Source organism: Shimia sp. R9_3 (assembly GCF_017743755.1).
Taxonomy (GTDB): Bacteria; Pseudomonadota; Alphaproteobacteria; order Rhodobacterales; family Rhodobacteraceae; genus Shimia.
The window spans coordinates 728,037-754,997 of record NZ_JAGHRP010000001.1 but is presented as its reverse complement, the minus strand read 5'-3'; the positions used below and the strand labels follow the sequence as shown (position 1 = coordinate 754,997).

The window sequence follows — 26,961 nt, the reverse complement described above, 5'->3', positions numbered from 1 at the left end:
CCTGTCGCGCAACATCCTGCTTGGCGGGCTGCTCTGCCTGATCGTGGTCAGCGCCGCGCTCCTCAGCTTTGTCTGGACGCCTTATGACATCACCACGATGGACATCCCCAACAAACTGCAAACGCCCAGCGCTTTGCATTGGTTTGGCACAGACCACTTTGGCCGCGACATCTTTTCAATGATCATGGTCGGCGCACGCACCTCGCTCGCCGTGGCGCTGGTGGCGGTGGGCATCGGCATGGGCCTTGGCGTGCCACTAGGCCTCTGGGCCGCCGCGCGCCAAGGCGGCTGGGCTGATGAGCTGATCATGCGCGGCAATGATCTGATCTTTGCTTTCCCCAGCCTCGTGATCGCCATCCTAATCACCGCCATTCTCGGCCCCGGCGCAGTCAACGCGATCCTCGCCATCGGCATCTTCAACGTGCCTGTCTTTGCTCGCCTCACACGCGCAGGTGCGCTCCCGCTCTGGCAACGTGATTTCATCCTCGCCGCCCGCGTCGCAGGCAAATCCCGCGCCCACATAAGCGTCGAGCACATCCTGCCCAATGTCGCCAACCTCCTGATCGTGCAGGGCACCATCCAGTTCTCCCTCGGCATTCTGGCTGAGGCAGGCCTCAGCTACGTCGGCCTTGGCGCACAGCCGCCCACGCCCTCTTGGGGCCGCATGCTCGCGGATGCGCAAACCATGGTCTCCTTCGCGCCCCACCTCGCGCTGATCCCCGGCCTCGCCATCATCTCCGGTGTGCTGGGCCTCAACCTCCTGGGCGACGGGCTGCGCGACTGGCTTGACCCCAAAATCCGCGTGGTGCGCACATGAACCTGCTTTCTGTGCAAAACCTCTCCCTCACCATCGGCTCTGTTCCGATCCTGCACGATGTCACCTTCTCCATAGACCCGGGCGAAATCCTCGCGGTCACCGGCGAAAGCGGCTCCGGCAAATCCATGACCGCCCTCGCGGTAATGCAGCTCCTGCCCGACACAACCGAAACCCGCGGCCACATCCTGCTCAACGACACCGATCTGCTGAACCAGTCCGAATTCGACCTCTGCACCATGCGCGGCAATGACATTGGCATGGTGTTTCAGGAGCCCATGACCGCGCTCAACCCGCTGCAAACCATCGGCACACAGGTGGCAGAGACCATCCGCATCCACACCGGCGCGCCCAAGGCCGAGGCCATGGCGCAAGCCGCCGTCATGCTCTCGCGTGTGGGCCTGCCGCAAGACCGCTTCCCCCTCAGCCGCTACCCCCATGAGCTCTCCGGCGGCCAGCGTCAGCGCGTGGTCATCGCCATGGCCATCGCCCGCCGCCCGCGCCTTCTGATCGCCGATGAGCCGACGACTGCGCTCGACGTCACCACCCAGGCCCGCATCCTCGATTTGCTCAAAGATCTCGTTGCCGAGTTTGACATGGGTCTTCTGATGATCACCCACGACCTCGCCGTGGTCGCCGATATGGCCGACCGCATCGTGGTCATGCGCAAAGGTGAAATTGTCGAACAAGGCGCCACCAAACAGCTGCTCGCCAATATGCAGCACCCCTACACGCGCGCGCTCTTTGAGGCTTCAGGCCACACCGTCGATCTGCCAGCGCCGCAGGACACACCGGCTCCGATCCTCACGGTGCAAAACGCCGTCCGGGACTTCGCCCTGCCGCGCACCCGACTCTTTGCCCCCCGCGCCTTCCACCGCGCCGTCAACGATGTGTCCTTCACCATTCACCAAGGTGAACGGGTCGGGCTGGTCGGCGAGTCCGGCTGCGGAAAATCGACCCTAACACGGGCCATTCTGGGGTTGGAGCCGGTGCAAAGCGGCCATATCACCGCCTTTGACCACCCGGTCGGCGCAGCCATGCCAGCCGCGCTGCGCCTCAAAACGCAGGTGGTGTTCCAGGACCCCTACAGCAGCTTCAACCCGCGCCACCGCGTGGCCCGCATCCTGACCGAGCCCTTCCATCTGGTGCAAAACCCACCCAAAGGCGCAGCCCTGCAGAGCCTCATCGGCGAGGTCCTCACCGATGTCGGCCTCACACCTCAGGACGCGCAAAAATACATCCACGAGTTCTCCGGCGGCCAGCGCCAGCGCATCGCCATCGCCCGCGCCCTCATCACCCGCCCCGAACTCATTATCTTTGACGAGGCGGTCTCCGCACTGGATGTCTCCATCCGCGCGCAAATTCTCGACCTGATCGCCGATCTCTCCCGCCGTCACAGCCTCGCCTATCTCTTCATCTCCCACGACCTTTCTGTGGTGCGCACCGTCACAGACCGCGTGCTGGTCATGCAAAACGGCGAAATCGTCGAGGAAGGTGAGACCGAAGCGGTCTTTGCCACCCCGCAACACAGCTACACCCAAAGCCTGATCGCCGCCGCCCCTGTCCTGCCCAAACTCGCCATTGAGGAGGCCCCCGCATGAGGCTTCTGATCAATGGCGTGCGCCTGTTTGTGGATTTTGACGGGCCGGAATGGATCGCAGACGGCCCCACGCTGCGGCAGAAACCCACGCTGATCCTGCTACACGGCGGCCCCGGCGCGGATCACTCGATCTTTAAGCCCCATTACGCCGCCGCACTCTCTGACCTCTGCCACATCCTCTATCTTGACCACCGCGGCAATGGCCGCTCTGACGATGGCGACCCCGCACTCTGGACACTTGATCAATGGGCCGATGATCTCGCCACCCTCTGTGACGCGCTGGAGATCACCGCTCCGACCCTCTACGGCGGCAGCTTTGGCGGCTTTGTCGCGCAGGCCTTTGCCACCAAATACCCTGATCGCCTCGCGGGCCTCATCCTGTCCAACACCACCGCAAAGGTCGATTTCCCCACGATTTACAACGCCTTTGGCCACTTGGTCGGCCCGGAGGCTCAAGCGGCTGCACAAAACTACTGGGGCAATCCCACGTCCGCCTCCCGCGCCACCTACGGCCGGATCTGCGTCCCCCACTATACCCAAACCGCGATAGAGCCCGACTTCTGGTCCCGCGTGATGATGAAGGACCCAGTGGCCCTGCATTTCAACGGCCCCACCAATGAAATGGGCCGCTTTGATTTCCGCGCAGCGCTCGCCAAGGTCACCTGCCCCAGCCTGATCATCAGCGGCGACAAAGACCCGATCATGCCCAGCGCCTTTTCCGAAATCCTCACCGCCGCGCTCACCCACAGCGACGCGGCCCACCATTGCCTGCCAAACTGCGGCCACCTGCCGGAGTTTGACGCCCCTGACACCTATTTCAACCTCTTGCAAAATTTCCTCCAACGCATTCCCTCAAAGGATACTAAATGACTTCCGATCTCTGGTTTGACCCATCCAAATGCCTCATCGGCGGCACATGGCAACCAGCCCTCTCCGGCGGCACACTGGCGCTGACCAACCCCTCAGACGGCAGCCCGCTGGCCACCATCGCACGCGGTGCCAAGGCAGATATCGACGCTGCCGTGGCCGCCGCACAGGCCGCGCGCAACAGCGACTGGGGCCGCGCCACCGCGGTGGAGCGCGGGCGCATTCTAACCCGCATCGGCCAGCTTGTGATGGAACACGCCGAAACCCTCGCGCGGCTTGAGGCACAGGACGTGGGCAAACCGCTGGCACAGGCGCGCAACGATGTCACCGCATTGGCGCGCTACATGGAGTTCTACGGCGGCGCAGCCGACAAGGTGCATGGCGAGACCATCCCCTACCTAGATGGCTACACCGTCTACACCCTGCGCGAGCCTTTTGGCGTGACCGGCCACATTGTGCCGTGGAATTACCCGATGCAGATCATTGGCCGCTCGGTCGGGGCCGCGCTCGCCATGGGCAACGCCTGTGTTCTGAAACCCGCAGAAGAGGCCTGCCTCACCGCGCTGGCCTTTGCCGATCTGGCGCAACAGGCGGGCCTGCCGGACGGCGCGCTCAATGTGGTGCCGGGTCTGGGCGCCGAAGCCGGGGCCGTGCTCGCCGCCCACCCCGATGTGAACCACATCTCCTTCACTGGCTCGGTGAACACCGGCCGCCTTGTGCAGGCCGCTGCCGCCGAAAACGTCGTACCAGTCACGCTGGAGCTTGGCGGCAAATCCCCGCAACTGGTCTTTGCAGATGCCGATCTCGATGCCGCCCTGCCCTTCCTTGTGAACGCAGGCATCCAGAACGCAGGCCAGACCTGCTCGGCCTCCTCCCGCATTCTGGTGGAACGCAGCGTCTATGAAGAGGTCAAATCCCGCATGAGCGCTGCCTACAAAGCCATGCGCGCCGCACCTGCCATGGAGGATGCCACCCTCGGCCCGCTGATCTCCGCACGGCAAAGAGACATCGTGACAGACTTCCTCACCAAAGGCGCAGACCTGACCATCGCCGCCCAAGGCGAAATCGCCACCGACGCCCCGGGCCACTACGTGCCCCCCACGCTTTTCGCCGATGTGCCCCCCGATCACAGCCTCGCGCAGGAGGAAATCTTCGGCCCGGTGCAGGTCCTGATCCCCTTTGACACCGAAGATGAGGCGCTCGCCATTGCCAACAGCACAAAGTATGGCCTTGTGGCCTCGGTCTGGTCCCAAAACGGCGCGCGCCAGATGCGTCTGGCCAAACAGCTCAACGCCGGTCAGGTCTTCCTCAACAACTACGGCGCAGGCGGCGGGGTAGAGCTGCCCTTCGGCGGCACCGGCCACTCCGGCCACGGCCGCGAAAAAGGCTTCGAAGCCCTCTTCCACTTCTCCCAACTCAAAACCGTCGCCGCTCTGCACGGCTAGGCTTCTCATTCCGCAAATATCCCCGCCGGAGGCATCTCTCTATGCCCCGGCCCCGACAAAACCTGACACAAAGGATCCGCCCCATGCGCCTTCAAAACAAAACCGCCATCATCACCGGAGGCGCCCAGGGCTTTGGCGCGGGCATCGTCGACAAATTCCTCGCTGAGGGCGCCAAGGTGCTGGTGGCGGACATCAACGGCGAGGCCGCCAGTGCCAAAGCCGCCGAGCATGAAAACGCCACCCCCTGCACCGTGGATGTGGCGGATGCCAGCAGCGTGCAGGGTATGGTCGACACCGCGCTTGGCGCTTGGGGACAGATCGACATTCTGGTGAACAACGCCGGTGTCACTCATCTGCCCGCCCCGATGGAGACTGTCACGGAGAGCGATTTTGACCGGGTCTTCGCGGTGAACTGCAAATCCATCTACCTGATCGCTCAGGCGCTTGTGCCGCATATGAAGTCCCGCGCTGCCGGTGCGATCCTCAACATCTCCTCCACCGCAGGCCTCTCTCCGCGCCCCAATCTCAACTGGTACAACGCCTCCAAAGGCTGGGTGAACACCGCCACCAAAGCCATGGCGGTAGAGCTCGCCCCCCATGGCATCCGCGTCAATGCGCTCAATCCCGTGGCGGGCGAAACCCCACTCTTGAAGTCCTTCATGGGTGAAGACACCCCTGAAATCCGCGCCAAATTCCTCGCCACCATCCCGCTCGGCCGCTTCTCCCAGCCCGAAGACATGGGCAACGCCGCAGCCTTCCTCTGCTCTGATGAAGCTTCCATGATCACCGGGACGCTGATGGAGGTCGACGGCGGGCGCTGCGTCTAAAACGATGCATTAGTCAGCAATCCACCTTCAAACCGCTCAAAAACCAAGCAAAACACTGCGTCACACCCGCCGCGCAGGCCTCCCCTGCGTGGCCCTTCGCTGCACTGCGGCACTATCACGGGGCAACCGCCACAGCCGCCCCGGAAACAGCCACCCGTGACAGCCAAGCTCACCATCCTCGTCGTGGAGCCCGACAAACATCGGGCCGAAGCCATCATCGACAGCCTGACCGAGACCGGAGACCACCACATCCGGGTGCTCTCTGAATCCACCGGTCTGGCCCGCTCTGTGGCTGAGCTGAACCCCGATCTCGTGCTGGTGGATGTGGCCAATCCCAGCCGCGATGCGATTGACGCGCTCACCCTGGCCTCCTCGCCGCTGGAGCGCCCGGTGGCGATGTTTGTGGACCGCTCAGACGACAGCCTGACAAAGGCGGCCATCGAGGCGGGCGTGTCGGCCTATGTTGTGGACGGCATGCACCCCGATCGCGTCAAACCGGTGCTCGATGCCGCCATCGCCCGGTTTCACATGTTTGCCCGCATGCGCAACGAGCTCGCCGCCACCAAACGCGCGCTTGAGGAACGCAAGATCATCGACCGCGCCAAAGGCATTCTGATGCGTGCGCGTGGCCTGCCGGAAGAAGAAGCCTACGCCCTCATCCGCAAAACCGCCATGAGCCAGGGCAAGAAAATTGTCGATGTCGCCCAGGCCCTTGTGACCGCATCGGAGCTTCTGTCATGAGAACCCTGCCGCTCTCCGTGGGCTTCATGCCGCTGGTCGATGCCGCCCCGCTGATTGTCGCCCATGAGCTGGGCTTTGCCGAAGAAGAAGGCCTCGCGCTCAATCTGCAAAGCGCGCCAAGCTGGTCCACCCTGCGCGACCGCCTTGTGCTCGGACAGATCGAAGCCGCCCATATGCTGGCGCCGGTGCCGGTGGCCATGGCGCTGGGTCTGGGCGGTGTGCCCACCAAACTCGACGCGCTCTGCGTGCTCTCGGTCAACGGAAATTCCATCGGGATTTCCAACGGCTTGGCCGCCGAGCTCTCTGCCAAACATCCCCTGCCCGATTTTCTGGACGCCACTTTGGCCGGTCAGGCGCTGGCCAATCTGGGCCGCACCCTGCGCGTCGGTGTGCCCTTCCCGTTTTCCATGCACGCAGAGCTTCTGCACTACTGGCTGGCCAGCTCCGGCCTCAACACGCCCGAGGCGCTCGACATGCGGATCATCCCGCCCCCGCTCATGGCCCAAGCCATTGCCGCGGACGAGATCGACGCCTTCTGCGTGGGCGAGCCATGGGGCTCCATCACCGTGGAACAGGGCGGCGGGCGGCTTTTGCTCGCCGGGGCCGCGATCTGGAATTTCACCCCGGAGAAAGTGCTGGCCGTGCGCCGCGATTGGGCGCAGGCCGAGGATGATCTCAACGGCCGCCTGATGCGCGCGGTCTGGAAGGCTGGCCGCTGGCTCGCCGATCCGGCGAAACGCTCCACCGCCTCCGACATTCTGGCTTGGCCCGAATATCTCGACGTCTCCGCCGAAATTCTCGACCGCGCGCTCAGTGGCCAGATGCTCACCCACCAAAGCGCGGCCAACCACTGCGTGCCGCGCATGCTGGAATTCTTTGACAGCGCCGCCACCTTCCCATGGAAAAGTCAGGCCGCCTGGATCGGCACCCGCATGGCCGCCCGCTTCGGGCTGGACCGCGCCCAATCCGCCGCCACTGCCGCCTCGGTCTTCCGCTCCGATCTCTACCGCCGCCACCTCGCCCCCCTGGGCGCTGTGCTGCCTGCGGCCTCTGAGAAATGCGAAGGCGCGCTGGCGCATCCAACCGCCATGAAAGCCACCAATGGCCCGCTCACCCTTGGGCCGGATCGCTTCTTTGACGGGCGCATCTTCGACCCGGCCCACCCTGAGTGATTAAAAAATAAGCAATCACCCCGCGTCATGCGGCGACGCAGCAAGAAACCGGCGATTCGCGCTTGAGCCAACGCACCGTGATCCGCCAAATGGTCTCAAGACGGAACAAGGGCGTTCCGTAAAATCAGCCCCCGAAGCCGGGGACACTCTGAGCAAAGCCGCTCGACCTGACACCGCACTTCCTCCCGCGGTCTCTTGGTCAGCGGCTTTTTTCGTTCCCCGCCCATCTCCTCCAACAGGGCAAACAAAAGGACAGTCTAGATGAAACGCATTGCCTCCATCCTCGCGGCCACGACCATGTTCGTGACCCCGGCCATGGCCGAATTGGAACTTGAGAAAGACGAGCTGACATTCGGCTTCATCAAACTCACCGACATGGCGCCGCTCGCCGTGGCCTATGAGCAGGGCTACTTCGATGACGAAGGCCTGTTTGTCACGCTGGAAGCACAGGCAAACTGGAAAGTTCTTCTGGACGGTGTGATCGACGGTCAGCTGGACGGCGCGCATATGCTCGCAGGTCAGCCGCTTGCCGCCACCATCGGTTACGGCACCGAGGCCCACATCATCACCCCCTTCTCCATGGATCTGAACGGCAACGGCATCACCGTTTCCAACCAGATCTGGGAGGAAATGAAACCGCACGTGCCGCTGATGGACGATGGCCGCCCACAGCACCCGATCTCCGCAGCCTCGCTGAAGCCGGTGGTGGAAAAATACACCTCTGAGGGCAAGCCATTTAACATGGGCATGGTGTTCCCGGTCTCCACCCACAACTACGAACTGCGCTACTGGCTCGCCGCCGGTGGTCTGGAGCCGGGCTACTATTCTCCTGAAAACATCACCGGCCAGATCGGCGCGGATGTTCTGCTCTCCGTGACCCCACCGCCTCAGATGCCAGCCACCATGGAAGCGGGCACCATCTACGGCTACTGCGTGGGCGAGCCTTGGAACCAGCAGGCCGTCTTCAAAGGCATCGGCGTGCCTGTGATCACCGACTACGAACTCTGGAAGAACAACCCGGAGAAAGTCTTCGGCCTGAACGCCGAGTTTGCCGAGAAATATCCAAACACCACGCTGGCCGTGACCAAGGCCCTGATCCGCGCCGCCATGTGGCTCGATGAAAACGACAACGCCAACCGCGAAGAAGCGGTGCGCATCCTCAGCCAGCCGGAATATGTGGGCGCGGATTATGACGTGATCGCCAACTCCATGACCGGCACCTTTGAATATGAAAAAGGTGACAAGCGCGACGTGCCGGACTTCAACGTGTTCTTCCGCTACAACGCGACCTACCCGTTCTACTCCGACGCGGTCTGGTATCTGACCCAGATGCGCCGCTGGGGCCAGATTGCAGAGGCCAAGCCGGACAGCTGGTATGACGAGGTGGCGAAGTCTGTCTACAAGCCTGCGATCTACCTCGAAGCCGCCCGCCTGCTGGTGGATGAAGGTCTCGCCAACGAAGCGGACTTCCCATGGGACAGCGACGGCTACAAAGCGCCGACCCCGGCTGAGGACATCATCGACGGCATCACCTATGACGGCCGCACCCCGAACGCTTACCTCGACAGCCTGCCCATCGGTCTGAAAGGCGACCAGCGCGTCGTCGGCACCGAAGTACAGGGCTGATCGGCTCCGTCGCCGGAAGGATCGCTCCCCTTTCCGGCGACGCAACGCACGGGCGATTAAGTTTTGCCCGTGCCGCGTTTTTCCACCTACGCGAAACAGTCGCGATACCGACGCAATACCGACGTGCCATTTCGCCGTTAACCATTCACGCAACAGCGCCCCAAGCCACTCAAAGCTGCCACGCAAAGCCACGGACATATCCATGACCACAATCGACCCCCAATCCATTGCTGAGGAAGACCGCGAAGCCAAGCGCGCCCGTCTCTTCACCCGCATCAACAAGGCCGACGCTTGGTTCCAAGTCCTCGGCCTGAGCTTCATCACCCCGATCCTGAAAGCCGCCGCAGGCGACAACCCAAAGGCCCAAGCCACTGAAATATGGCGCCTTTTGGGCGTGCCACTGCTCGCCATCTGCGTCTTTCTTGTGCTCTGGGGCAACCTCGCCCCCAAGGTGCAAACCTCCCTCGGCGCGGTGCCCGGCCCCAAAGAAGTCTGGACCGAAGCCGTCAATCTGCACGAAGACGCACAGGCCAAGGCCGCCAAAGAAGCGAAATTCATGGAGCGCGTCGAGAAGCGCAACGCCAAGTTCATCGCCGCCGGTCAGCCGGAAAAAGTCAAAGATATCAAGTACACAGGCAGCCCCAGCTACTATGATCAAATCTGGACTTCGATCAAAACGGTGTTCTTTGGCTTCCTGATCGGCTCCGCCATTGCGATCCCTCTGGGCATCATGGCGGGCCTCTCGCTCTACGCCAACGCCGCCATCAACCCGCTGATCCAAATCTTCAAACCGGTCTCTCCGCTGGCATGGCTCCCCATCGTGACCATGGTGGTCTCCGCCACCTACACCGTGGACGACGGCCTGTTTTCCAAAAGCTTCCTGACCTCCGCGATCACCGTAACCCTTTGTTCTCTCTGGCCAACTCTGATCAACACCTCTCTGGGCGTGGCCTCCATCGACAAAGATCTGGTGAACGTCTCCAAGGTTCTGAAGATGAACACATGGACCAAAATCACCAAGCTGGTGCTGCCGTCTGCCCTACCTCTGATCTTCACCGGCCTGCGCCTGTCGCTCGGTGTTGGCTGGATGGTTCTGATCGCCGCAGAGATGCTTGCCCAGAACCCGGGTCTTGGCAAATTTGTCTGGGATGAATTCCAGAACGGCTCGTCCAGCTCGCTCGCCAAAATCATGGTCGCCGTCTTCACTATCGGCATCATCGGCTTCCTGCTCGACCGCCTGATGTACGCGATCCAGTCGCTCTTCACCTTCAGCGCAAACCGGTGAGGTCGAAGAGATGAGTGTTCTGAAATTTGAAAATGTTTCCAAGAGCTTCGGGGAAGGCACCCACACCACCCACGTGCTCAAGGACATCAATCTCGAAGTGCAGGAGGGCGAGTTCCTCGTTCTCCTGGGCTTCTCCGGCACCGGCAAAACCACGCTGATCAACCTCATGGCGGGCCTTGAGATGCCCACCAAAGGCACCGTCAGCTTCAAGGACAAACCGATCACCGGCCCTGGCCCGGAACGTGGCGTGATCTTCCAAAGCTACTCGCTAATGCCCTGGCTCACCGTGAACGGCAACGTCCGCCTCGCACTGGACAGCGTCTTCCCGAAAATGCCCAAGGCAGAAAAGGAAGAGAAGGTCGCGCATTACGTCAACATGGTGGGTCTCAGCCACGCCACCGCACGACGCCCGGCAGAGCTTTCCGGCGGCATGCGCCAACGTGTGAACGTCGCCCGCGCACTGGCCATGAACCCCGAAGTTTTGCTTCTGGATGAACCCCTTAGCGCGCTTGACGCCCTCACCCGTGCCAATCTGGCGGATGAGATTGAGGCCATCTGGGACGCTGAGAAAAAGACCTGCGTGCTGATCACCAACGATGTGGACGAAGCCATCATTCTGGCCGACCGCATCATCGCGCTGAACCCTGACGGCACGCTGGGCCGCGAGTTCAAAGTCAACATCGAGCGTCGTCGTGACCGGATGGAAATGAACCACCACGAGGGCTTCAAAAAGCTGCGCGCCGAGGTGACGAAATACCTGATGGACGTGGGCATCGAGGCGAAGGCCGAAGGTACCAAGGTTCTGCCTGACGTGACCCCGATCCACGGCGTGCCTGCAGCGGTGAAAGATGCCCAGAAGGGTATGATCGACCACAACTTCCTCGACTTCTCCCAGCTGCATAAAATCTACCCCACCCCCAAAGGTCCACTGACCGTAGTAGAGGATTTCGACCTTAAAATTCAACGCGGTGAGTTCATTTCGCTGATTGGCCACTCCGGCTGCGGCAAGTCCACAGTGCTGACCATGGCCGCCGGTCTGAACGCCATTTCCAAAGGCGGTATCCGTCTGGACGGCCGCCACGTTGAAGGCGCAGATCCGGAACGCGCGGTGGTGTTCCAATCCCCCAACCTCTTCCCTTGGCTCTCCGCCAAAGAGAACGTCGCGATTGGCGTGGATAAGGTCTACCCCAAAGCAAGTCAGGGCGAACGTCAGGACGTGGTGGAATACTATCTGGAGCGTGTTGGACTGGCCGACGCCATGGACCGCCCGGCGCATTCGATGTCCAACGGCATGAAACAACGCGTCGGCATCGCCCGCGCCTTTGCCCTCTCCCCCAAACTGCTGCTCTTGGATGAGCCTTTCGGGATGCTTGACAGTCTCACCCGCTGGGAGCTGCAGGAGGTTCTGATGGAAGTCTGGGACCGCACCAAGGTGACCGCCATCTGCGTGACCCATGATGTGGACGAAGCCATCCTTCTGGCGGACCGCGTGGTGATGATGACCAACGGCCCGCAGGCCACCATCGGCAAAATCGTCGATGTGGATCTGCCCCGCCCGCGCAGCCGTCAGGCGCTGCTCGAGCATCCAGACTATTACCGTTACCGCCAGGACGTTCTTGATTTCCTTGAGGAATATGAACACGGCGCGAAGCCAAAGCCCAAAGTTGCCAAAGCCATCGCTGCGGAGTGAATATGACACAGAAACTTATCATCATCGGTGCAGGCATGGCCGCTGGCCGCGCTCTTGAGCACCTGTTTGAACAAGCGCCGGACGCCTATGACGTCACCTTGTTCAACGCCGAACCACGCGGAACCTACAACCGCATCATGCTCTCTCCCGTCCTCTCCGGAGACAAGAGCTTTGAGCAAATCGTCACCCATACCGCGGAGTGGTATGAAGAAAAGGGTGTGACCTGCCGCTTTGGCGAGAAGGTTGTGAACATTGATCGCGCAGCCAAAACCGTGACCTCAGACACCGGCGATGTGCTGCCTTATGACAAGCTGGTCATTGCCACTGGTTCGAACCCGTTCATCATCCCGCTTCCCGGTCATGATCTGGACGGCGTGATTGCCTACCGCGATCTGGAAGACACCAACGCCATGATCGCCCTGGGCGACAAGCCAGGCGCCAAAGCCGTGGTGATCGGCGGCGGCCTGCTGGGCCTTGAAGCCGCGGCTGGCCTTGCGCTGCGCGGCGTGGCTGTAACCGTCGTGCACATCATGGGCCACCTGATGGAACGCCAGCTTGATGAGGCGGCAGGTTACCTGCTGCGCAAGGCGCTGGTGGACAAAGGCATCACCGTCAAATGCTCTGCCAACTCCAAGGAAATCCTTGGCGAAAACGGCAAAGTCAAAGCACTTCTGCTGGATGACGGCACCGAATTGCCCTGTGATCTTCTGGTGATGGCGGTGGGCATCCGCCCCTCCGTTGCACTGGCCTCTAACGCCGGACTCGCAACCGGACGTGGCATCCACGTGGATGATCAGATGATCACCTCCGATGAAAATATTCTCTCGCTTGGAGAATGTGTTGAGCACAACGGCGATGTCTTTGGCCTCGTGGCGCCGATCTTCGATCAGGCCAAGGTGCTTGCAAAAACACTGCTTGGAGAAGAGGCCGCATTTGTGAACAAAGAGGTGGCAACCAAGCTCAAGGTGACCGGCTGCGATCTCTTCTCCGCCGGTGATTTTGCCGATGGCGAGGGGCGCGAAGACATCGTGTTCCGCGATCCGGCCCGCGGCGTCTACAAGCGTCTGGTGATTGAAGAAAACCGCATCGTTGGCGCGGTGATGTACGGCGATACAGCAGATGGAAACTGGTTCTTCGGGCTGATCAAAGACCGCGAAGACATTTCTGAGATGCGCGACACGTTGATCTTTGGCCCAGCCTATCAGGGGGGCGACTCCCTGGACCCTATGGCGGCCGTTGCAGCCTTACCGGCTGACGCAGAAATCTGCGGCTGCAACGGCGTATTTAAAGGTCAGATCGTGGACGCCATCGGCAATGGCGCGACCACTTTGGAAGATGTTCGGGTAGTGACAAAGGCCTCCGGGTCCTGCGGAACCTGCACCGGGCTTGTGGAGCAAGTGCTTTCGGTCACTCTGGGTGATGATTTTGTCATGCCAACGGCCAAATCTGTATGCGGCTGCACCGACCTCACACATGAGGATGTGCGGCGTCTGATCAAGTCCCGCGAGTTGAAATCCCAGCCGGCTGTCTGGCAGGAACTGGGTTGGAGCACGCCAAACGGCTGCCACGTGTGCCGTCCGGCGATCAACTACTACCTTCTGGCGGATTGGCCGCTGGACTATGCGGACGATCCACAAAGCCGTTTTGTGAACGAGCGCAACCACGCCAACATTCAGAAAGATGGCACTTATTCGGTTGTGCCGCGCATGTGGGGCGGGATCACCACCCCAGACGAGCTGCGCGCGATTGCAGACGCGGCGGATAAGTTTGACGTGCCAACGGTCAAAGTCACCGGTGGCCAGCGTATCGACCTGCTTGGCGTGAAGAAAGAAGACCTGCCCGCAATCTGGTTTGATTTGAACCAAGCGGGGCTTGTGTCCGGTCATGCCTACTCCAAAGGCCTGCGTACGGTGAAAACCTGCGTCGGCACCGACCACTGCCGCTTTGGCACACAGGACAGCACAGGGCTTGGCATCAAGCTTGAAAAGCACCTTTGGGGATCTTGGACGCCGCATAAACTCAAGCTCGCTGTCTCTGGCTGCCCGCGCAACTGCGCGGAGGCGACCTGCAAGGACATTGGCGTGATTTGTGTGGACTCTGGCTATGAGGTCTCCGTTGCCGGTGCTGCAGGCATGGAAGTCAAAGAAACCCAACTGCTTTGCAAGGTGGCCTCAGAGGAAGACGCCATCGAGGTGATCTCTGCCATGACGCAGATCTACCGCGAGAACGCCAAATATCTCGATCGTATCTGGAAATGGGTCGACAAGGTCGGGCTTGATTGGGTCAAGGAGCAGATTGTGGATGATCTGGAGAACCGCAAGGCGCTGGCCGAACGGTTCGAGATTTCCCAATCCGTCTACCGCACCGACCCGTGGGCAGAACATGCGCGTGAGAAGGCGGAAACCTATCAACCGATTGCAAACCTGACACTGGAGGCTGCGGAATGAGCTGGATCGACATTTGTGACGTGACCGACATTCCCTTGCGCGGGGCACGCATTGTCAAAACGGCCGTGGGCTGTGTTGCGGTGTTCCGCACCGATGACGCCGAGGTCTTTGCCACCTCCGATCGCTGCCCACACAAAGGCGGCCCCTTGTCGGAAGGCATCGTGCACGGCAAGAAAGTCACATGCCCGCTGCACAACTGGGTGTTTTCCTTGGAAACCGGTGAAGCGCAGGGGGCGGACGAAGGTCAGATCGCCACCTATGCAACGCAGGTTGTTGAGGGACGTGTCTTGCTGGATGCCAGCGCGCTGACAACAGGTGTGGCTGCGGAATGAGCCAGACTGTCTGCACCACCTGCCCTTACTGCGGCACAGGCTGTGGGGTCTTGGCGACACCAACGGAGGATGGGGCGCTCACGGTCAAGGGTGACCCTGAGCATCCCGCCAATTTCGGGCGTTTGTGCTCAAAGGGCTCTGCTTTGGGAGAAACCGTTTCCAACGAAGGTAGGCTGCTAACGCCCCTGATCGACAAAGAGGCGGCAAGCTGGGACAGCGCACTGGATCTGGTCGCAGAGAAATTCCGCAAAACCATCGCCGAGCATGGTCCTGACTCCGTGGCGTTTTATGTATCCGGGCAGTTGCTGACCGAGGATTACTACGTCGCCAACAAACTCATCAAAGGCTACATGGGCACAGCCAATATCGACACGAATTCGCGGCTCTGCATGGCCTCGACCGTGGCAGGCCATAAGCGCGTCTTTGGCACAGACACCGTTCCTGGCACGTATGAGGATCTGGAACTTGCAGATCTGATTATTCTGACCGGCTCAAACCTGGCGTGGTGTCACCCGGTTCTCTACCAACGGATTGCGGCCGCGAAGGCAGAACGTCCCGAGATGAAAGTCGTGGTGGTCGATCCGCGTCGCACAGCCACCTGTGACATTGCCGATCTGCATCTCGCCTTGCGCCCGGGCACAGACGTGGCGCTGTTCAATCACCTTCTTCAGAAGTCCCACGAACAGGGCGTAGTAGACACGTCCTTCGTTGGGCAGCACGTTGCTGGCTTTGACAAAGCACTGGATGCGGCGAGCGGTTCATCTGTTGAGGCAACAGGCCTGTCTGCGCATGACATTGAAACCTTCGTCAAGCTCTGGCTGACAAACGAAAAAACCGTCACCGTCTTTAGTCAGGGTGTAAATCAATCAGATCACGGCACCGACAAGGTCAATGCGATCCTGAACTGTCACCTAGCCACCGGACGCATTGGTAAAGCTGGCATGGGGCCGCTTTCTGTCACCGGGCAGCCCAATGCTATGGGTGGGCGCGAAGTGGGCGGTTTGGCAAACATGCTCGCGGCCCATCTCGACATCGAAAACGCCGATCATCGCGCAGCCGTACAAAACTTCTGGCAGTCGCCAACACTTCCGGAAAAAGTCGGCTTTAAGGCCGTCGATCTGTTCCGTGCGACTGGCGATGGCAAGGTGAAGGCACTCTGGGTGATGTGTACAAATCCCGCCGTCAGCATGCCTGATGCCAAAGCAGTGCGCGCCGCTATTTCCGGATGCGACTTTGTCGTGGTCTCCGATATGTTTGGGGACACTGATACCGCCGAACTGGCGGACGTGGTGTTACCCGCGACGGGATGGGGCGAAAAGGACGGCACCGTCACCAACTCCGATCGCACAATCAGCCGCCAACGCGGCTTCCTGCCACCTGCAGGAGAATCCCGTCACGACTGGCAGGCGATCTGCGGCGTGGCCCAACGCATGGGGTTTGCTGAGGCGTTCAATTTTGAAACACCGGCACAAATCTTCCGCGAACACGCAGCCCTATCAGGAGTTGCCGCGGCACAAGGCAAAGACTTCGATATTTCTGGCTTCGCGGATTTGTCCGACGCAGGCTACGACGCTCTGCAGCCCACGCGCTGGCCGTATCCGGCAAATAAGACGTCTTCAGAGCGCATGTTTGAACATGGTGATTTCTTCACCCCAACGCGGCGGGCCAATATGCTCCCTATCGCGCAACCGGCTTTACAAGAGCCATCAAAAGACGCGCCATTCCGTCTCAATACAGGCCGCATTCGCGATCAGTGGCACACAATGACCCGCACCGCGCGGGCGTCGCGCCTGAACCAGCACTATGGCGAGCCGTTTCTGGAGATACATCCAGAAGACGCGCTTGCGCTTGGTTTGAGGGCTGCGGATTTGGCCAAGGTTAGCAATGAACACGGACACTCAATCCTGCGCGTTTTGATCACGGATCGTGTGGCAAAGGGAGATGTCTTTGCTCCGATACATTGGACCGCCACAACCGCTCCAAGCGGGCGCATTTCTGATGTTGTGACGCCCAAAACAGATCCGTTTTCCGGGCAGCCCGACAGCAAGGCCGCCAAAGTGGCCATTCATCCCTTCGCGCCCAAATGGTATGGGTTTGCGGTGTCTCAGCGCGAGCTTCAGCCAAATTCAGACTACTGGGCCAAATCGCGCGTCGAAGCTGGCTGGCAATATGAGCTGGCGCATCAAGACACACCAGAGTGCTGGGAAAGCTACGCCCGTGCGCTGTTTGAGGCACCGGATGCGGAAATCTCCAGCGTTTTGGACACATCCCGTGTTTCAGCGCGCATTGCGCTTCACAAAGATGGCGTCCTGATCGGCGCTTTGTTTGTTAGTGACCGCCCCGTTTCGGTCTCCCGAGGTTTCGCGGGAAGTCAGCTGGGCACCACAAGCGAAACTGTGTTGCTTGGCCGGCCAAGCGCGGGACAACCCGATCCCGGTCCAACTGTTTGTGCGTGTTTCAGTGTCGGGGTGAACACCATTCTGAGCGCGATCGAAACGCAGAACCTGATGTCGGTCGACGCGATTGGTGCAGCGCTTTCGGCGGGCACAAACTGTGGTTCGTGCAAGCCGGAACTCGCCGCGCTGCTGCAATCGGCCCAACGGAGTGTGGCGGCGGAGTAGCCACCTTCGCGCGCCAAAAATCCACGATCTGCGGTCAACTCGAAAGGCGTTGATCGCAGGCTTTGTGGCTACAAAGCAACACTTCAGGGGCGACACTCGCCTGTTTTGAGTGCAAACGAGGGCCAAACCGGCGATACATTGCCTGACGCGCATACCTCTCTGAACCCTACAATTTTTTAAATGGCCATTTAATATGTCGGTTTCAGTGCGCAAAAGGCCGGTTTTCGAATACCCCCATTTCACAGAGTTAGCGGGCGTTTTGCCCCTCTAAAAACTTTGTCAGCCCTGCCACATTTTCCTTGCTTTGAGTCGCGTTCGGATCGCAGCATGTCAGAAAACGACAAAATCAGCATGGGAGTCTCCAAATGAACAACGAACTTAAGTACCTGAGCCGCCAGGCGGCGTTGGGGAAACTGTCACGCCGCACCTTCCTGGGTCGTGCTGGCGCGCTTGGTGTATCCGCTGCCGCAGCCAACACAATGATGTCCACCGCAGTTCATGCAGCAGGTCCTCAAAAGGGCGGCACATTGCGCATCGGTCTGCAGGGCGGCTCCACCACGGACAGCATGGATCCCGCACTGGCGACCAACACCGTTGCCGTGAACCTGATTCGCATGTGGGGCGAGCCACTGGTTGAATTGACCGACGATGGCGGCCTGCAGGGCAAAGTCGCAGAGAGCTTTGAAGCTTCTGCCGACGCCAAGACCTGGACCTTCACCGTTCGCAACGGCATCACCTTCTCCAACGGTCAATCCGTGACCGCAGAAGATGTGGCAGCGACCATTGATCGTCACTCCGGCGAGGACACCAAATCCGGTGCGCTTGGCCTGTTGCGTGACATCAAAGGCGTCCGCGCCGACGGCCGCAACGTGATCATCGAACTCAACAACGGCAACGCTGACCTGCCGTATCTGATGAGCGACTATCACCTGATCATTCAGCCAAACGGCGGCAAAGATGCGCCAGACGCGGCCATCGGTACCGGCCCATATATCATGAAAGAGATTGATATGGGCGTGCGCTTTGTTGCTGAGAAGAACCCGAACTATTGGGGTGACCTCGGCCACGCGCAGACCATCGAAATGCTGGTGATCAACGACAACACTGCACGTGTTGCTGCGCTGCAATCCGGTCAGGTTGACATCATTGACCGTGTGCCTCCGCGCACCGCCGGTCTTGTGGCACGCGCGCCAAACATCACCGTCGCCTCCACCGCAGGCCCCGGCCACTATGTGTTTATCGCACACACAAACACAGCGCCATTTGACAACCCAGACCTGATGATGGCGCTGAAGCACGGCATCAACCGTCAGGAAATGGTCGACAAGATCCTGTTCGGCTACGGCTCTGTTGGCAACGATACGCCCATCAACGCCGCGTATCCGATGTATCAGGAAATCGAGCAGCGCGAGTATGACCCGGAGAAAGCCGCGGAATACTTCAAGAAATCCGGCCACTCCGGTCCGGTTCTCCTGCGCACCTCCGACAACTCTTTCCCCGGCGCGCCGGATGCTGCGGCTCTGTTCCAGCAGTCTCTGAAAGCTGCTGGTATCGAGCTGGAAATCAAGCGTGAGCCAAACGACGGTTACTGGTCTGAAGTCTGGAACAGCAAACCGTTCTGCACCAGTTACTGGGGTGGCCGCTCCACGCAGGATCAGATGTTCACCACAGCGTATCTGTCCACCGCGGACTGGAACGACACACGCTTCAACAACGAACAGTTTGACCAGCTGCTGATCGCCGCACGTGCGGAGCTTGACCAGACCAAGCGTAAGCAGATGTATGCAGACATGGGCACCATGGTGCGCAACGAAAGCGGCCTGATCTGCCCGATGTTCAACGACTTCATTGACGCCTACACCGACAAGCTCGGCGGCTGGGTCGAAGGCGTTGCAGGCTTCTCGCTCATGAACGGCTACGCGGCACAGCGTATGTGGGTGACCGCCTGATATGTCGCTCCTTTTGAAACTTTTGGCCCAGCGCATCGCGCTGGGCCTCCTTCTGCTCTTCCTCGTCTCGATCCTGATCTTTGCTGGCACGCTGATTTTGCCAGGGGACGTGGCACAACAAATTCTCGGTCAATCCGCTACGCCTGAGGCACTCGCCAACCTGCGCGAAGAGCTCGGCGTGAATGACCCACCCGTACAACGCTATTTTGACTGGCTCGGCGGCCTTGTCCAAGGCGACCTCGGGACCTCTTTGACCAGCGGAAAGGCCATTACAGAATCCATTGGCAGACGCCTTGGGAACACATTGTTCCTTGCGTTCTGGGCAGCCATCATTGCTGTGCCTCTCGCGATTTTGCTGGGCCTGTTGGCCGTGCGCTACCGCGAACGCTGGCCAGACAAGATGATCTCCGCTGTTACACTGGCTTCGATCTCCGTCCCTGAGTTTCTGATCGCTTATGTGGCCATCTTCTTCATTTCAGTTCGCCTGAGATGGGCGCCATCGGTGACAACGATCAACGACAGTATGAGCCTTGGTGAGAAGCTGCACACCATCAGCATTCCCATTGCCGTTCTGACCCTTGTTGTCTTGGCCCATATGATGCGCATGACCCGCGCGGCGATCCTCAATGTGATGCAATCCGCCTATATTGAGACGGCTGAGCTGAAAGGCCTGCGCATGTTCACCATCATCTGGAAACATGCCTTCCCCAACTCCATCGCGCCGGTTGTGAATGTTGTCATGCTCAACCTGGCTTACCTTGTGGTTGGCGTTGTGGTGATCGAGGTGGTCTTCACATATCCCGGCATGGGGCAATACCTGGTGGACCACGTGTCCAAACGCGACATTCCTGTGGTGCAGGCCTGCGGCTTGATTTTCGCAGCGGTCTACATCGGCATGAACATGATCGCCGACATTGTCTCCATCGTCACAAATCCGCGTTTGCGGCATCCGAAATAGGGAGGTCTCCAGATGAGAATACCCATCGCCGCCCTGATCGGGCTTTTCTTCACCGCGCTGTATTTCCTGGTGGCCATCTTCGCCCCATGGATCGCGCCTTATGGTATGGCTGAAATTGTCAGCCGAGATGTGTGGTTGCCACCTTCCAGCGAGTTCCTGCTGGGCACGGATAACCTCGGCCGCGACCTGCTGAGCCGTATGATCTACGGCGGGCGCACCACAATCTTTATCGCGACCGCAGCCACCATTCTGAGCTTCACCACTGGCTCCGTCCTCGGCTTCCTTGCCGCTGTTCTTGGTGGTTGGGCAGATCAGGCCATGAGCCGGTTTGTCGATCTGATCATGTCGATCCCATCGCTGATCTTCGCACTTGTGGTGCTGTCAGTTACACCTGTGACCGTTCCTGTTCTGATCATCGTCATGGGTCTCTTGGACTCCACGCGCGTCTATCGTTTGGCACGTGCTGTGGCCGTCGACATCAACGTCATGGACTATGTGGAAGCCGCCAAACTCCGTGGCGAGGGCCGCGGCTGGATCATCTTCCGCGAAATCCTGCCAAACGCGCTCTCCCCGCTGATCGCGGAAATGGGCCTGCGCTTTATCTTCATGGTGCTTTTCGTCTCCACGCTGTCCTTCCTTGGTCTCGGTGTGCAACCGCCGCAAGCGGACTGGGGCGGTATCGTGAAAGAGAACGCTGACGGCATCGTATATGGCATCGGCGCAGCCCTTTATCCGGCTGTGGCGATCGCCACACTCGCGATCTCCGTCAACCTCGTTGCGGACTGGATCCTGAACCGCACCACATCGCTGAAAGGAGGCCGCGGATGAGCGACAAGCTTCTAAAAGTCCAAGACCTCAAGATTGGCGCGACGGTGTACCCTCCCGGCGAAAAGCCACACGATATTGAAATCGTGCACGGGGTGAGCTTTGAGCTGGAAAAAGGCAAGGTGCTTGGCCTCATCGGAGAATCCGGTGCAGGCAAGTCCACCATTGGCCTAGCCTCTATGGCTTACGGCCGTGGCGGCGTCAAAATCACCGGTGGGGAAGTCTGGGTTAATGGCCGCGACATCCTGAAATCCGGGCACGGCGACATTCGCAGCCTGCGTGGCGGTGAGGTCACCTATGTCAGCCAATCCGCTGCAGCCTCTTTCAACCCAGCCAAACAGATCATGGATCAGGTGATTGAAGCTGCCGTGGTTCAAGGCAAGTTCTCCAAGAAGGAAGCTGAGGCACGCGCCGTTGAACTCTTCCGCAAGCTTGGCCTGCCGGACCCGGAGAACATCGGCAATCGCTACCCCCACCAGGTTTCCGGGGGGCAGCTGCAACGCTGTATGACAGCGCTTGCGCTCTGTCCCGAGCCGGATCTGGTTGTGTTTGATGAACCAACCACCGCGTTGGATGTGACCACGCAGATCGACGTGCTTATGGCGATCAAAGAAGCCATCCGAGACACGGGCGTCGCCGCGCTTTATATCACGCACGACCTCGCGGTTGTGGCGCAGGTGAGCGACGATATCCTTGTGCTCAAGATGGGCGACATGGTCGAATATGGCCCCGTTGATCAGATCATCAACGACCCTCAGGAGGATTACACCAAAGCGCTCGTCTCGGTTCGCTCGATCGACCATCAGGAGAAAGAGGCGACCCCTGAGCCGGTACTTAAAGTTCAGAACATCACCGCGCGCTACAAAGGCACCAACTTTGACGTTCTCAAGAACATCAACGTCGAGCTTCACCCCGGTCAAACCCTCGCGGTTGTGGGGGAAAGCGGGTCCGGCAAATCAACGCTGGCCCGGGTGATCACAGGGCTTTTGCCGCCCCAAAATGGGACCATCCATTTTGCTGGCCGCGATCTTTCCCCTGATCTTGATGGGCGTTCGCGCGAGGATTTGCGTGAGCTCCAGATGATTTACCAGATGGCGGATGTCGCGATGAACCCGCGCCAAACCGTGGGAACGATCATCGGACGACCGTTGGAGTTCTACTTCGGTCTCAAAGGCGCAGAGAAGCGCAAGCGCATCATCGAGCTTCTCGATGAGATCGAAATGGGCGAGAAGTTCATTGATCGGTATCCAGCGGAGCTTTCTGGCGGCCAGAAACAACGTGTGTGTATTGCCCGCGCTTTGGCTGCAAAGCCCAAGATGATCATCTGTGACGAGGTGACAAGCGCGCTCGATCCGCTGGTGGCGGATGGCATCCTGAAATTGCTTTTGGATCTGCAAAAGATCGAGGACGTCGCGTATCTCTTCATCACCCACGATCTGGCCACGGTGAAGGCGATCGCAGACTCGATATCCGTGATGTATCAGGGCGAAGTTGTCAGATACGGCGGCAAGACCGACGTGTTGAGCCCGCCATTTGACGACTACACCGATCTTTTGCTGAGCTCTGTACCGGAAATGAAACTCGGCTGGCTGGAAGACGTCATCGCGCACCGCAAAATGGAAAGCGCCGGGAACTAATTCCAAACGCCAAAATGAAAAAGTTGGGCGATGTCATCAAGACGTCGCCCATTTTTATTAGCCGGACCTAGATTGTCGCATTTGCAATAGTTCTTGAAAGCGGAACCGGCGACCGTGGACCGGACGGAAAGGGAGACTCAGATGGACCGGAAACTCTTGCTTATCATTCTGGACGGCGTGCCTTGGCGCAATTGGGAACGCCTGTTTGGCAATCTTGAAGGTTGGGTTGCAGACGGCACCGCCCAAAAATGGAAAATGCGTTCGGTTCTGCCCTCTACATCTGCAAGCTGTTACGCGTCGATCCATACAGGCGTTACGCCGCAGGAACACGGCTGCACAGGCAATGGCAACGTATTCCGGATCAAACAGCCAGATGTCTTTGGACAGGTGCGCAAGTCAGGTGGCGTAACCGGCGCAGTCGCGCATTCGTTCTGGTCGGAATTCTTCAACCGGCATCCTTTCGACTATGTGCGGGATGTGGAATATGACGAGCCCGAAAGCGAAACGATCAACCACGGCCGTTTCCACTCCATGACGGGCTACGGCATGGCCAATCAGATGACACCTTCGGATGTGGACCTTTTCGCGACGCTGACGAACCTCTGCCTGAAGCGCGGCCTGAACTACGGCATGTTGCACACCTGCACGCTTGATAGCATGGGGCATCGCTTCCAACACGACAGCCACGAAATGGATCACGCCTGTTTTGTGATGGACGAGATGCTTGCGCCGTTCATTCCGAAGTGGCGTGCTCTTGGGTATGAGGTGATCGTGACGGCGGATCACGGACAAGATGCACGGGGGCATCACGGCGGTCGCGACCCACTGCAGCAGGAGTTCGCGCTCTACTACTTCGGAGATGCAAAAGGTCCCGAGACGGATACGGTTCTCGATCAGCTGCAGCTGGCCCCCACAATCCTGTCGCGCCTTGGCGCTGAGATCCCGGAGACCATGAGGGCTGCCCCCTTCCTAGGCTGAGGGCAGCACCGCACTAAACGCTGCCTCAAGCGAATCACAGATCAATGGGATATGGGCGTCTTCCAAAATGAACGGCGGCGCAAGCAGCACATGCGCCCCGTTTTGCCCATCGATTGTTCCCCCCATCGGATAGCAGATCAGGCCCGCCTCAAAGGCTGCAGCCTTGAGCTTCGCCGCAATGCCAAGGGAGGGATCAAAGGGCGCCTTGGTTTCGCGGTCCGCCACCACTTCAAGACCAAGGAAAAGCCCTCTGCCTCGGATGTCGCCGATGTTGGCGTGCTGCCCAAACCGCTCTGCAAGAGCAGAACGCAGTTTGGCCCCCTTAGGGGCAACCTGCTGAACAATACCGTCATCCACCAAGCGCGTGAGTACAGCAAGCGATGCAGCCGCAGCGGTCGGGTGGCCATTGTAGGTGTGACCATGTTGGAAAAAACCCGAACCATCCCGGATGGTGTCATAGATTTCGGCTGAGCAGAGCATCGCACCGATGGGTTGGTAGCCCGCCCCGAGCCCTTTTGCGACCGCGCAAATGTCCGGAGTGACGTCGTCCTGCTCACATGCAAACAACGTACCGGTCCGCCCCATGCCACACATGACCTCATCCAAAATCAGCAAAACGCCGTTGGCGTCGCAAATCTCTCGGATGCGTTTGAAATAGCCCTCAACCGGCGGTACCGCGCCCGCCGTTGCGCCCACGACAGGCTCCGCGACAAAGGCCAATACGTTTTCCGCGCCCAGTGCGTCTATGGCCTCCTGAAGTTCATTGGCCACGCGCTGGCCATAGTCGAAGGCCGTTTCACCGGTTTCTTGGCCGCGATAAGCATAGCAAGGTGAAATGTGGTGGGTGTTCATCAACAGCGGCGCAAAGGGTGCGCGGCGCCATTGGTTCCCGCCTGTCGCAAGCGCACCAAGGGTATTGCCATGGTAGCTCTGACGCCGGGCAATCACGTGGCGGCGGCGCCCTTCGCCCTTCTCAAACGCATATTGGCGCGCGAGCTTCAGCGCGCTTTCCATCGCCTCAGAACCACCTGAAACGAGGTATACGCGATCCAGCCCTTCAGGCGCGTTCGCCACGAGCTTTTCTGCCAGAGCTTCCGCCGGTTCTGAGGTGAAGAAACCAGTGTGTGCGAAGGCGACAGTATCCACCTGAGCCTTTATCGCCTCTGTCACAGCTGGATCAGAATGGCCAAGACAAGAGACAGCCGCTCCACCGGACCCATCGAAATAGGCTTTACCCGTGGTGTCATACAAAAATGGCCCCTCACCTCGTGCCACTGTGGGCAAGGTTTTCTTTGAGTGCCGGGGAAAAACAAAACTCATGAGACTGTGACCTTTTTCAAAAGCGGGCGGCCCAAAGCCTGCGCCGCATCTACTGCGTGGCGAATGTTCTCCGCGTTGTCTTCCGCCAACGTGCCATCAGGGCGTTGGATGTTGTTTTCAAAACCGATGCGTATGTGCCCGCCAAGCTTGATCGCAGCTTCAGCAACCGCCTGTTCATTTTGCCCAAAAGCGCACACCGTCCAGCGATCAGCGATTTGTTCGGCACCAGCGGCAAATGGTGCAAGCTCTGCAACTTCGGCCAATCGCGGCGGGGTATAGCGACCCAGCACCAGCAGAACATCAGATTGGCTACGCTCAACTACAGCGGCGTTCTGCCAACGGGCAAGCAGTTCCAGATCTTTCCTGTCGTACAAAATGTGCTGGACCTGAATGCCTGCTTCTCTGGCAAAAGCATAAACCCGAGGGGCCAGTGCCATATCACGCGACATTTCCCGTACCGACACACTCGCGGCCTGCGGAACCAGCTCTTTCAATGCAGAAAACTGCTCTTCGACATTGTACTTGCCAGCAGCTTCCGTGGTAATTTGAATGCCCAAGTCGGGCGCGGTCTCCGCAATTGCCGATATCGCCTCACGATAGCGGCCTGCATCAAGAGAATGGGCTCCGCTGTCGTCGCGGACGTGGAGATGAATCTCGTCAGCGCCCGCATCTGCACAATTTTTAGCCGTTTTGGAAATTTGATCTGTTGTAATTGGCAGCTGTGGATGATCTACCCGCCCGCGCCGGGCTCCGTTGGGGGCGACGGTAATTTTAAGCGGCGCCATTGTCTGCCAGTTCAAGGTTTCTTCAGGCAAGTGCACAGTCATGAGGTCTCTCGTTTTGCTTCACGCTGACGGATCGCAACGCATGAAACAAGTGTTCCAATTGTTGACATCCGTTAAAACAACTGCATAACCTGAGTCAATAGGAGGGACACGTGAGCAACGCCAACCGTCTTCAAGAGCGGGTTGCTGAAAGCTATGCCGGCTTAAGCGTCAAGCTTAAGGCTGCAGCTGATTACGTCGTGCACAATCAGATGGATGTCGCCACACGCTCTCTCAGATCGGTATCGGCGGCAAGCGGCGTCTCACCTGCCACGCTTTCACGGCTGGCCCGAAGCCTCAGCTTTGAGAGCTATGAAGACATGCGCGAGCTGTGCCGCGAAGCGGTGGGAGAGCGCTCCTTGTCTTTTGCGGATCGCGCTGAGCAGCTCACAAGCGATCCTCAGCCCGACCAATCCATGCTCGATCGGCAGGCCGCTGCTTGCGTGCTGAACATCTCAAAACTCAGAGAAGAGCTGAACCAAGATCGGTTGAAAGCTGCCGTTGAGGCGCTGAAACACGCCAGAAGCGTTGTTTTGTTTGGTGCCTTTGGCTCGACCGGGATCGTCGAGTACATGGCTTATTTGGCCAACTATTTCACCACCAACTGGACCCTTGCCGGGCGCATGGGCTCTTCTCTTGGCGCAGCGTTGTCCACACTGGCAAAAGAAGATGTTCTCCTCATAGTCACCAAAACGCCTTACGCCAAAAAAGCGGTGCGAGTGGCGGAATCTGCCCGCGCTTCGGGCGCGACGGTCATCGTTATCAGCGATAGCCACGCCTGTCCCGCGATTGAGTTTGCAACTTTTCCCTTTATTGTTCCGTCAGATAGTCCACAATTCTTCTCGTCCTATGCTGCGACTCTGTCTCTATTGGAGACCATGATTGCCATGTTGGTCGCACAGTCAGGCGAAGACGCAAGCCGCCGTATCCGCGACGTAGAACGCCGGAACCAAAGCTTGGGCGAATTCTGGAACGACTGACAACAACACTAGAATTACTCAAA

At 59.4% G+C, this 26,961-nt stretch carries 21 protein-coding genes; 19 read left to right on the top strand and 2 right to left on the bottom strand.

Features of this window, described 5'->3' with window-relative positions; translation table 11 throughout:
- The first annotated feature begins 1 nt into the window (after nucleotide 1).
- The 18 genes from J7412_RS03475 (at nucleotide 2) to J7412_RS03390 (ending at nucleotide 23,814) form a co-directional block, all read left to right on the top strand.
- The gene (locus J7412_RS03475) at nucleotides 2-817 is read left to right on the top strand and encodes an ABC transporter permease (protein ID WP_209077545.1); all 816 of its coding nucleotides are present in this window, start codon (nucleotides 2-4) and stop codon (nucleotides 815-817) included.
- On the top strand, nucleotides 814-2,415 hold the full coding sequence (locus tag J7412_RS03470; RefSeq protein ID WP_209077124.1) for an ABC transporter ATP-binding protein: 1,602 nt from the start codon (nucleotides 814-816) through the stop codon (nucleotides 2,413-2,415). Before J7412_RS03475 ends, J7412_RS03470 begins: the two co-directional genes overlap by 4 nt.
- The gene (locus tag J7412_RS03465) at nucleotides 2,412-3,284 is read left to right on the top strand and encodes an alpha/beta fold hydrolase (protein WP_209077122.1); all 873 of its coding nucleotides are present in this window, start codon (nucleotides 2,412-2,414) and stop codon (nucleotides 3,282-3,284) included. Before J7412_RS03470 ends, J7412_RS03465 begins: the two co-directional genes overlap by 4 nt.
- Nucleotides 3,281-4,726: an aldehyde dehydrogenase family protein gene (locus tag J7412_RS03460; protein WP_209077120.1), complete on the top strand. Its 1,446-nt coding sequence runs from the start codon at nucleotides 3,281-3,283 to the stop codon at nucleotides 4,724-4,726. The genes J7412_RS03465 and J7412_RS03460 overlap by 4 nt, the downstream gene beginning before the upstream one ends.
- An 83-nt stretch (nucleotides 4,727-4,809) precedes the next feature.
- A complete protein-coding gene (locus tag J7412_RS03455) occupies nucleotides 4,810-5,553 on the top strand; it encodes an SDR family oxidoreductase (RefSeq protein ID WP_209077118.1) in 744 nt (247 codons plus the stop codon).
- A gap of 156 nt (nucleotides 5,554-5,709) precedes the next feature.
- Nucleotides 5,710-6,294: an ANTAR domain-containing protein gene (locus J7412_RS03450; RefSeq protein WP_209059445.1), complete on the top strand. Its 585-nt coding sequence runs from the start codon at nucleotides 5,710-5,712 to the stop codon at nucleotides 6,292-6,294.
- The gene (locus J7412_RS03445) at nucleotides 6,291-7,466 is read left to right on the top strand and encodes a CmpA/NrtA family ABC transporter substrate-binding protein (protein WP_209077116.1); all 1,176 of its coding nucleotides are present in this window, start codon (nucleotides 6,291-6,293) and stop codon (nucleotides 7,464-7,466) included. Before J7412_RS03450 ends, J7412_RS03445 begins: the two co-directional genes overlap by 4 nt.
- Before the next feature lie 261 nt (nucleotides 7,467-7,727).
- The gene (locus J7412_RS03440) at nucleotides 7,728-9,092 is read left to right on the top strand and encodes a CmpA/NrtA family ABC transporter substrate-binding protein (RefSeq protein WP_209077114.1); all 1,365 of its coding nucleotides are present in this window, start codon (nucleotides 7,728-7,730) and stop codon (nucleotides 9,090-9,092) included.
- 202 nt (nucleotides 9,093-9,294) lie between these two features.
- On the top strand, nucleotides 9,295-10,377 hold the full coding sequence (locus tag J7412_RS03435; RefSeq protein WP_209059436.1) for an ABC transporter permease: 1,083 nt from the start codon (nucleotides 9,295-9,297) through the stop codon (nucleotides 10,375-10,377).
- A 10-nt stretch (nucleotides 10,378-10,387) separates the two neighbouring features.
- The gene (locus J7412_RS03430) at nucleotides 10,388-12,067 is read left to right on the top strand and encodes an ABC transporter ATP-binding protein (protein ID WP_209077113.1); all 1,680 of its coding nucleotides are present in this window, start codon (nucleotides 10,388-10,390) and stop codon (nucleotides 12,065-12,067) included.
- Between the two features lie 2 nt (nucleotides 12,068-12,069).
- Nucleotides 12,070-14,514, top strand: a complete 2,445-nt coding sequence (gene nirB, locus J7412_RS03425) for a nitrite reductase large subunit NirB (protein WP_209077111.1) — start codon at nucleotides 12,070-12,072, stop codon at nucleotides 14,512-14,514.
- Nucleotides 14,511-14,846, top strand: a complete 336-nt coding sequence (nirD, locus tag J7412_RS03420) for a nitrite reductase small subunit NirD (RefSeq protein ID WP_209077109.1) — start codon at nucleotides 14,511-14,513, stop codon at nucleotides 14,844-14,846. The genes nirB and nirD overlap by 4 nt, the downstream gene beginning before the upstream one ends.
- On the top strand, nucleotides 14,843-17,467 hold the full coding sequence (locus tag J7412_RS03415) for a nitrate reductase (protein ID WP_209077107.1): 2,625 nt from the start codon (nucleotides 14,843-14,845) through the stop codon (nucleotides 17,465-17,467). Before nirD ends, J7412_RS03415 begins: the two co-directional genes overlap by 4 nt.
- A gap of 365 nt (nucleotides 17,468-17,832) precedes the next feature.
- Nucleotides 17,833-19,416 carry an ABC transporter substrate-binding protein gene (locus J7412_RS03410; RefSeq protein WP_209077105.1) on the top strand — a complete coding sequence of 528 codons (1,584 nt, stop codon included), beginning with the start codon at nucleotides 17,833-17,835 and terminating at the stop codon, nucleotides 19,414-19,416.
- A gap of 1 nt (nucleotide 19,417) precedes the next feature.
- Nucleotides 19,418-20,374, top strand: a complete 957-nt coding sequence (locus J7412_RS03405) for an ABC transporter permease (protein ID WP_209059410.1) — start codon at nucleotides 19,418-19,420, stop codon at nucleotides 20,372-20,374.
- Nucleotides 20,375-20,386: 12 nt separating this feature from the next.
- Complete coding sequence (locus J7412_RS03400) at nucleotides 20,387-21,202, top strand: ABC transporter permease (RefSeq protein ID WP_209077103.1); 816 nt, start codon at nucleotides 20,387-20,389, stop codon at nucleotides 21,200-21,202.
- Entirely contained in the window at nucleotides 21,199-22,836 is a 1,638-nt protein-coding gene (locus tag J7412_RS03395) for an ABC transporter ATP-binding protein (RefSeq protein ID WP_209077101.1), read from the top strand. The genes J7412_RS03400 and J7412_RS03395 overlap by 4 nt, the downstream gene beginning before the upstream one ends.
- A gap of 141 nt (nucleotides 22,837-22,977) precedes the next feature.
- Entirely contained in the window at nucleotides 22,978-23,814 is an 837-nt protein-coding gene (locus J7412_RS03390; RefSeq protein ID WP_209077099.1) for an alkaline phosphatase family protein, read from the top strand.
- Here J7412_RS03390 and J7412_RS03385 read toward each other — a convergent pair.
- Nucleotides 23,806-25,134, bottom strand: a complete 1,329-nt coding sequence (locus J7412_RS03385) for an aspartate aminotransferase family protein (RefSeq protein WP_209077096.1) — start codon at nucleotides 25,132-25,134, stop codon at nucleotides 23,806-23,808. The genes J7412_RS03390 and J7412_RS03385 overlap by 9 nt on opposite strands.
- Nucleotides 25,131-25,961, bottom strand: coding sequence for a 3-keto-5-aminohexanoate cleavage protein (locus J7412_RS03380; RefSeq protein WP_247743731.1), 831 nt, complete (start codon nucleotides 25,959-25,961; stop codon nucleotides 25,131-25,133). The genes J7412_RS03385 and J7412_RS03380 overlap by 4 nt, the downstream gene beginning before the upstream one ends.
- A 110-nt stretch (nucleotides 25,962-26,071) precedes the next feature.
- Between J7412_RS03380 and J7412_RS03375 the strand changes: the two genes are divergently transcribed.
- Entirely contained in the window at nucleotides 26,072-26,938 is an 867-nt protein-coding gene (locus J7412_RS03375; protein WP_209077093.1) for a MurR/RpiR family transcriptional regulator, read from the top strand.
- The last annotated feature ends 23 nt before the right edge of the window (nucleotides 26,939-26,961 follow it).

Excerpts from the sequence above, each read along its gene's own strand:
- J7412_RS03470 (WP_209077124.1), top strand. The coding sequence starts at position 814 with ATGAACCTGCTTTCTGTGCAAAACCTCTCCCTCACCATCGGCTCTGTT.
- J7412_RS03465 (WP_209077122.1), top strand. The coding sequence starts at position 2,412 with ATGAGGCTTCTGATCAATGGCGTGCGCCTGTTTGTGGATTTTGACGGG.
- J7412_RS03460 (WP_209077120.1), top strand. The coding sequence starts at position 3,281 with ATGACTTCCGATCTCTGGTTTGACCCATCCAAATGCCTCATCGGCGGC.
- J7412_RS03455 (WP_209077118.1), top strand. The coding sequence starts at position 4,810 with ATGCGCCTTCAAAACAAAACCGCCATCATCACCGGAGGCGCCCAGGGC.
- J7412_RS03445 (WP_209077116.1), top strand. The coding sequence starts at position 6,291 with ATGAGAACCCTGCCGCTCTCCGTGGGCTTCATGCCGCTGGTCGATGCC.
- J7412_RS03440 (WP_209077114.1), top strand. The coding sequence starts at position 7,728 with ATGAAACGCATTGCCTCCATCCTCGCGGCCACGACCATGTTCGTGACC.
- J7412_RS03435 (WP_209059436.1), top strand. The coding sequence starts at position 9,295 with ATGACCACAATCGACCCCCAATCCATTGCTGAGGAAGACCGCGAAGCC.
- J7412_RS03430 (WP_209077113.1), top strand. The coding sequence starts at position 10,388 with ATGAGTGTTCTGAAATTTGAAAATGTTTCCAAGAGCTTCGGGGAAGGC.
- nirB (WP_209077111.1), top strand. The coding sequence starts at position 12,070 with ATGACACAGAAACTTATCATCATCGGTGCAGGCATGGCCGCTGGCCGC.
- nirD (WP_209077109.1), top strand. The coding sequence starts at position 14,511 with ATGAGCTGGATCGACATTTGTGACGTGACCGACATTCCCTTGCGCGGG.
- J7412_RS03415 (WP_209077107.1), top strand. The coding sequence starts at position 14,843 with ATGAGCCAGACTGTCTGCACCACCTGCCCTTACTGCGGCACAGGCTGT.
- J7412_RS03410 (WP_209077105.1), top strand. The coding sequence starts at position 17,833 with ATGAACAACGAACTTAAGTACCTGAGCCGCCAGGCGGCGTTGGGGAAA.
- J7412_RS03405 (WP_209059410.1), top strand. The coding sequence starts at position 19,418 with ATGTCGCTCCTTTTGAAACTTTTGGCCCAGCGCATCGCGCTGGGCCTC.
- J7412_RS03400 (WP_209077103.1), top strand. The coding sequence starts at position 20,387 with ATGAGAATACCCATCGCCGCCCTGATCGGGCTTTTCTTCACCGCGCTG.
- J7412_RS03395 (WP_209077101.1), top strand. The coding sequence starts at position 21,199 with ATGAGCGACAAGCTTCTAAAAGTCCAAGACCTCAAGATTGGCGCGACG.
- J7412_RS03390 (WP_209077099.1), top strand. The coding sequence starts at position 22,978 with ATGGACCGGAAACTCTTGCTTATCATTCTGGACGGCGTGCCTTGGCGC.
- J7412_RS03385 (WP_209077096.1), bottom strand. The coding sequence starts at position 25,134 with ATGAGTTTTGTTTTTCCCCGGCACTCAAAGAAAACCTTGCCCACAGTG.
- J7412_RS03380 (WP_247743731.1), bottom strand. The coding sequence starts at position 25,961 with ATGACTGTGCACTTGCCTGAAGAAACCTTGAACTGGCAGACAATGGCG.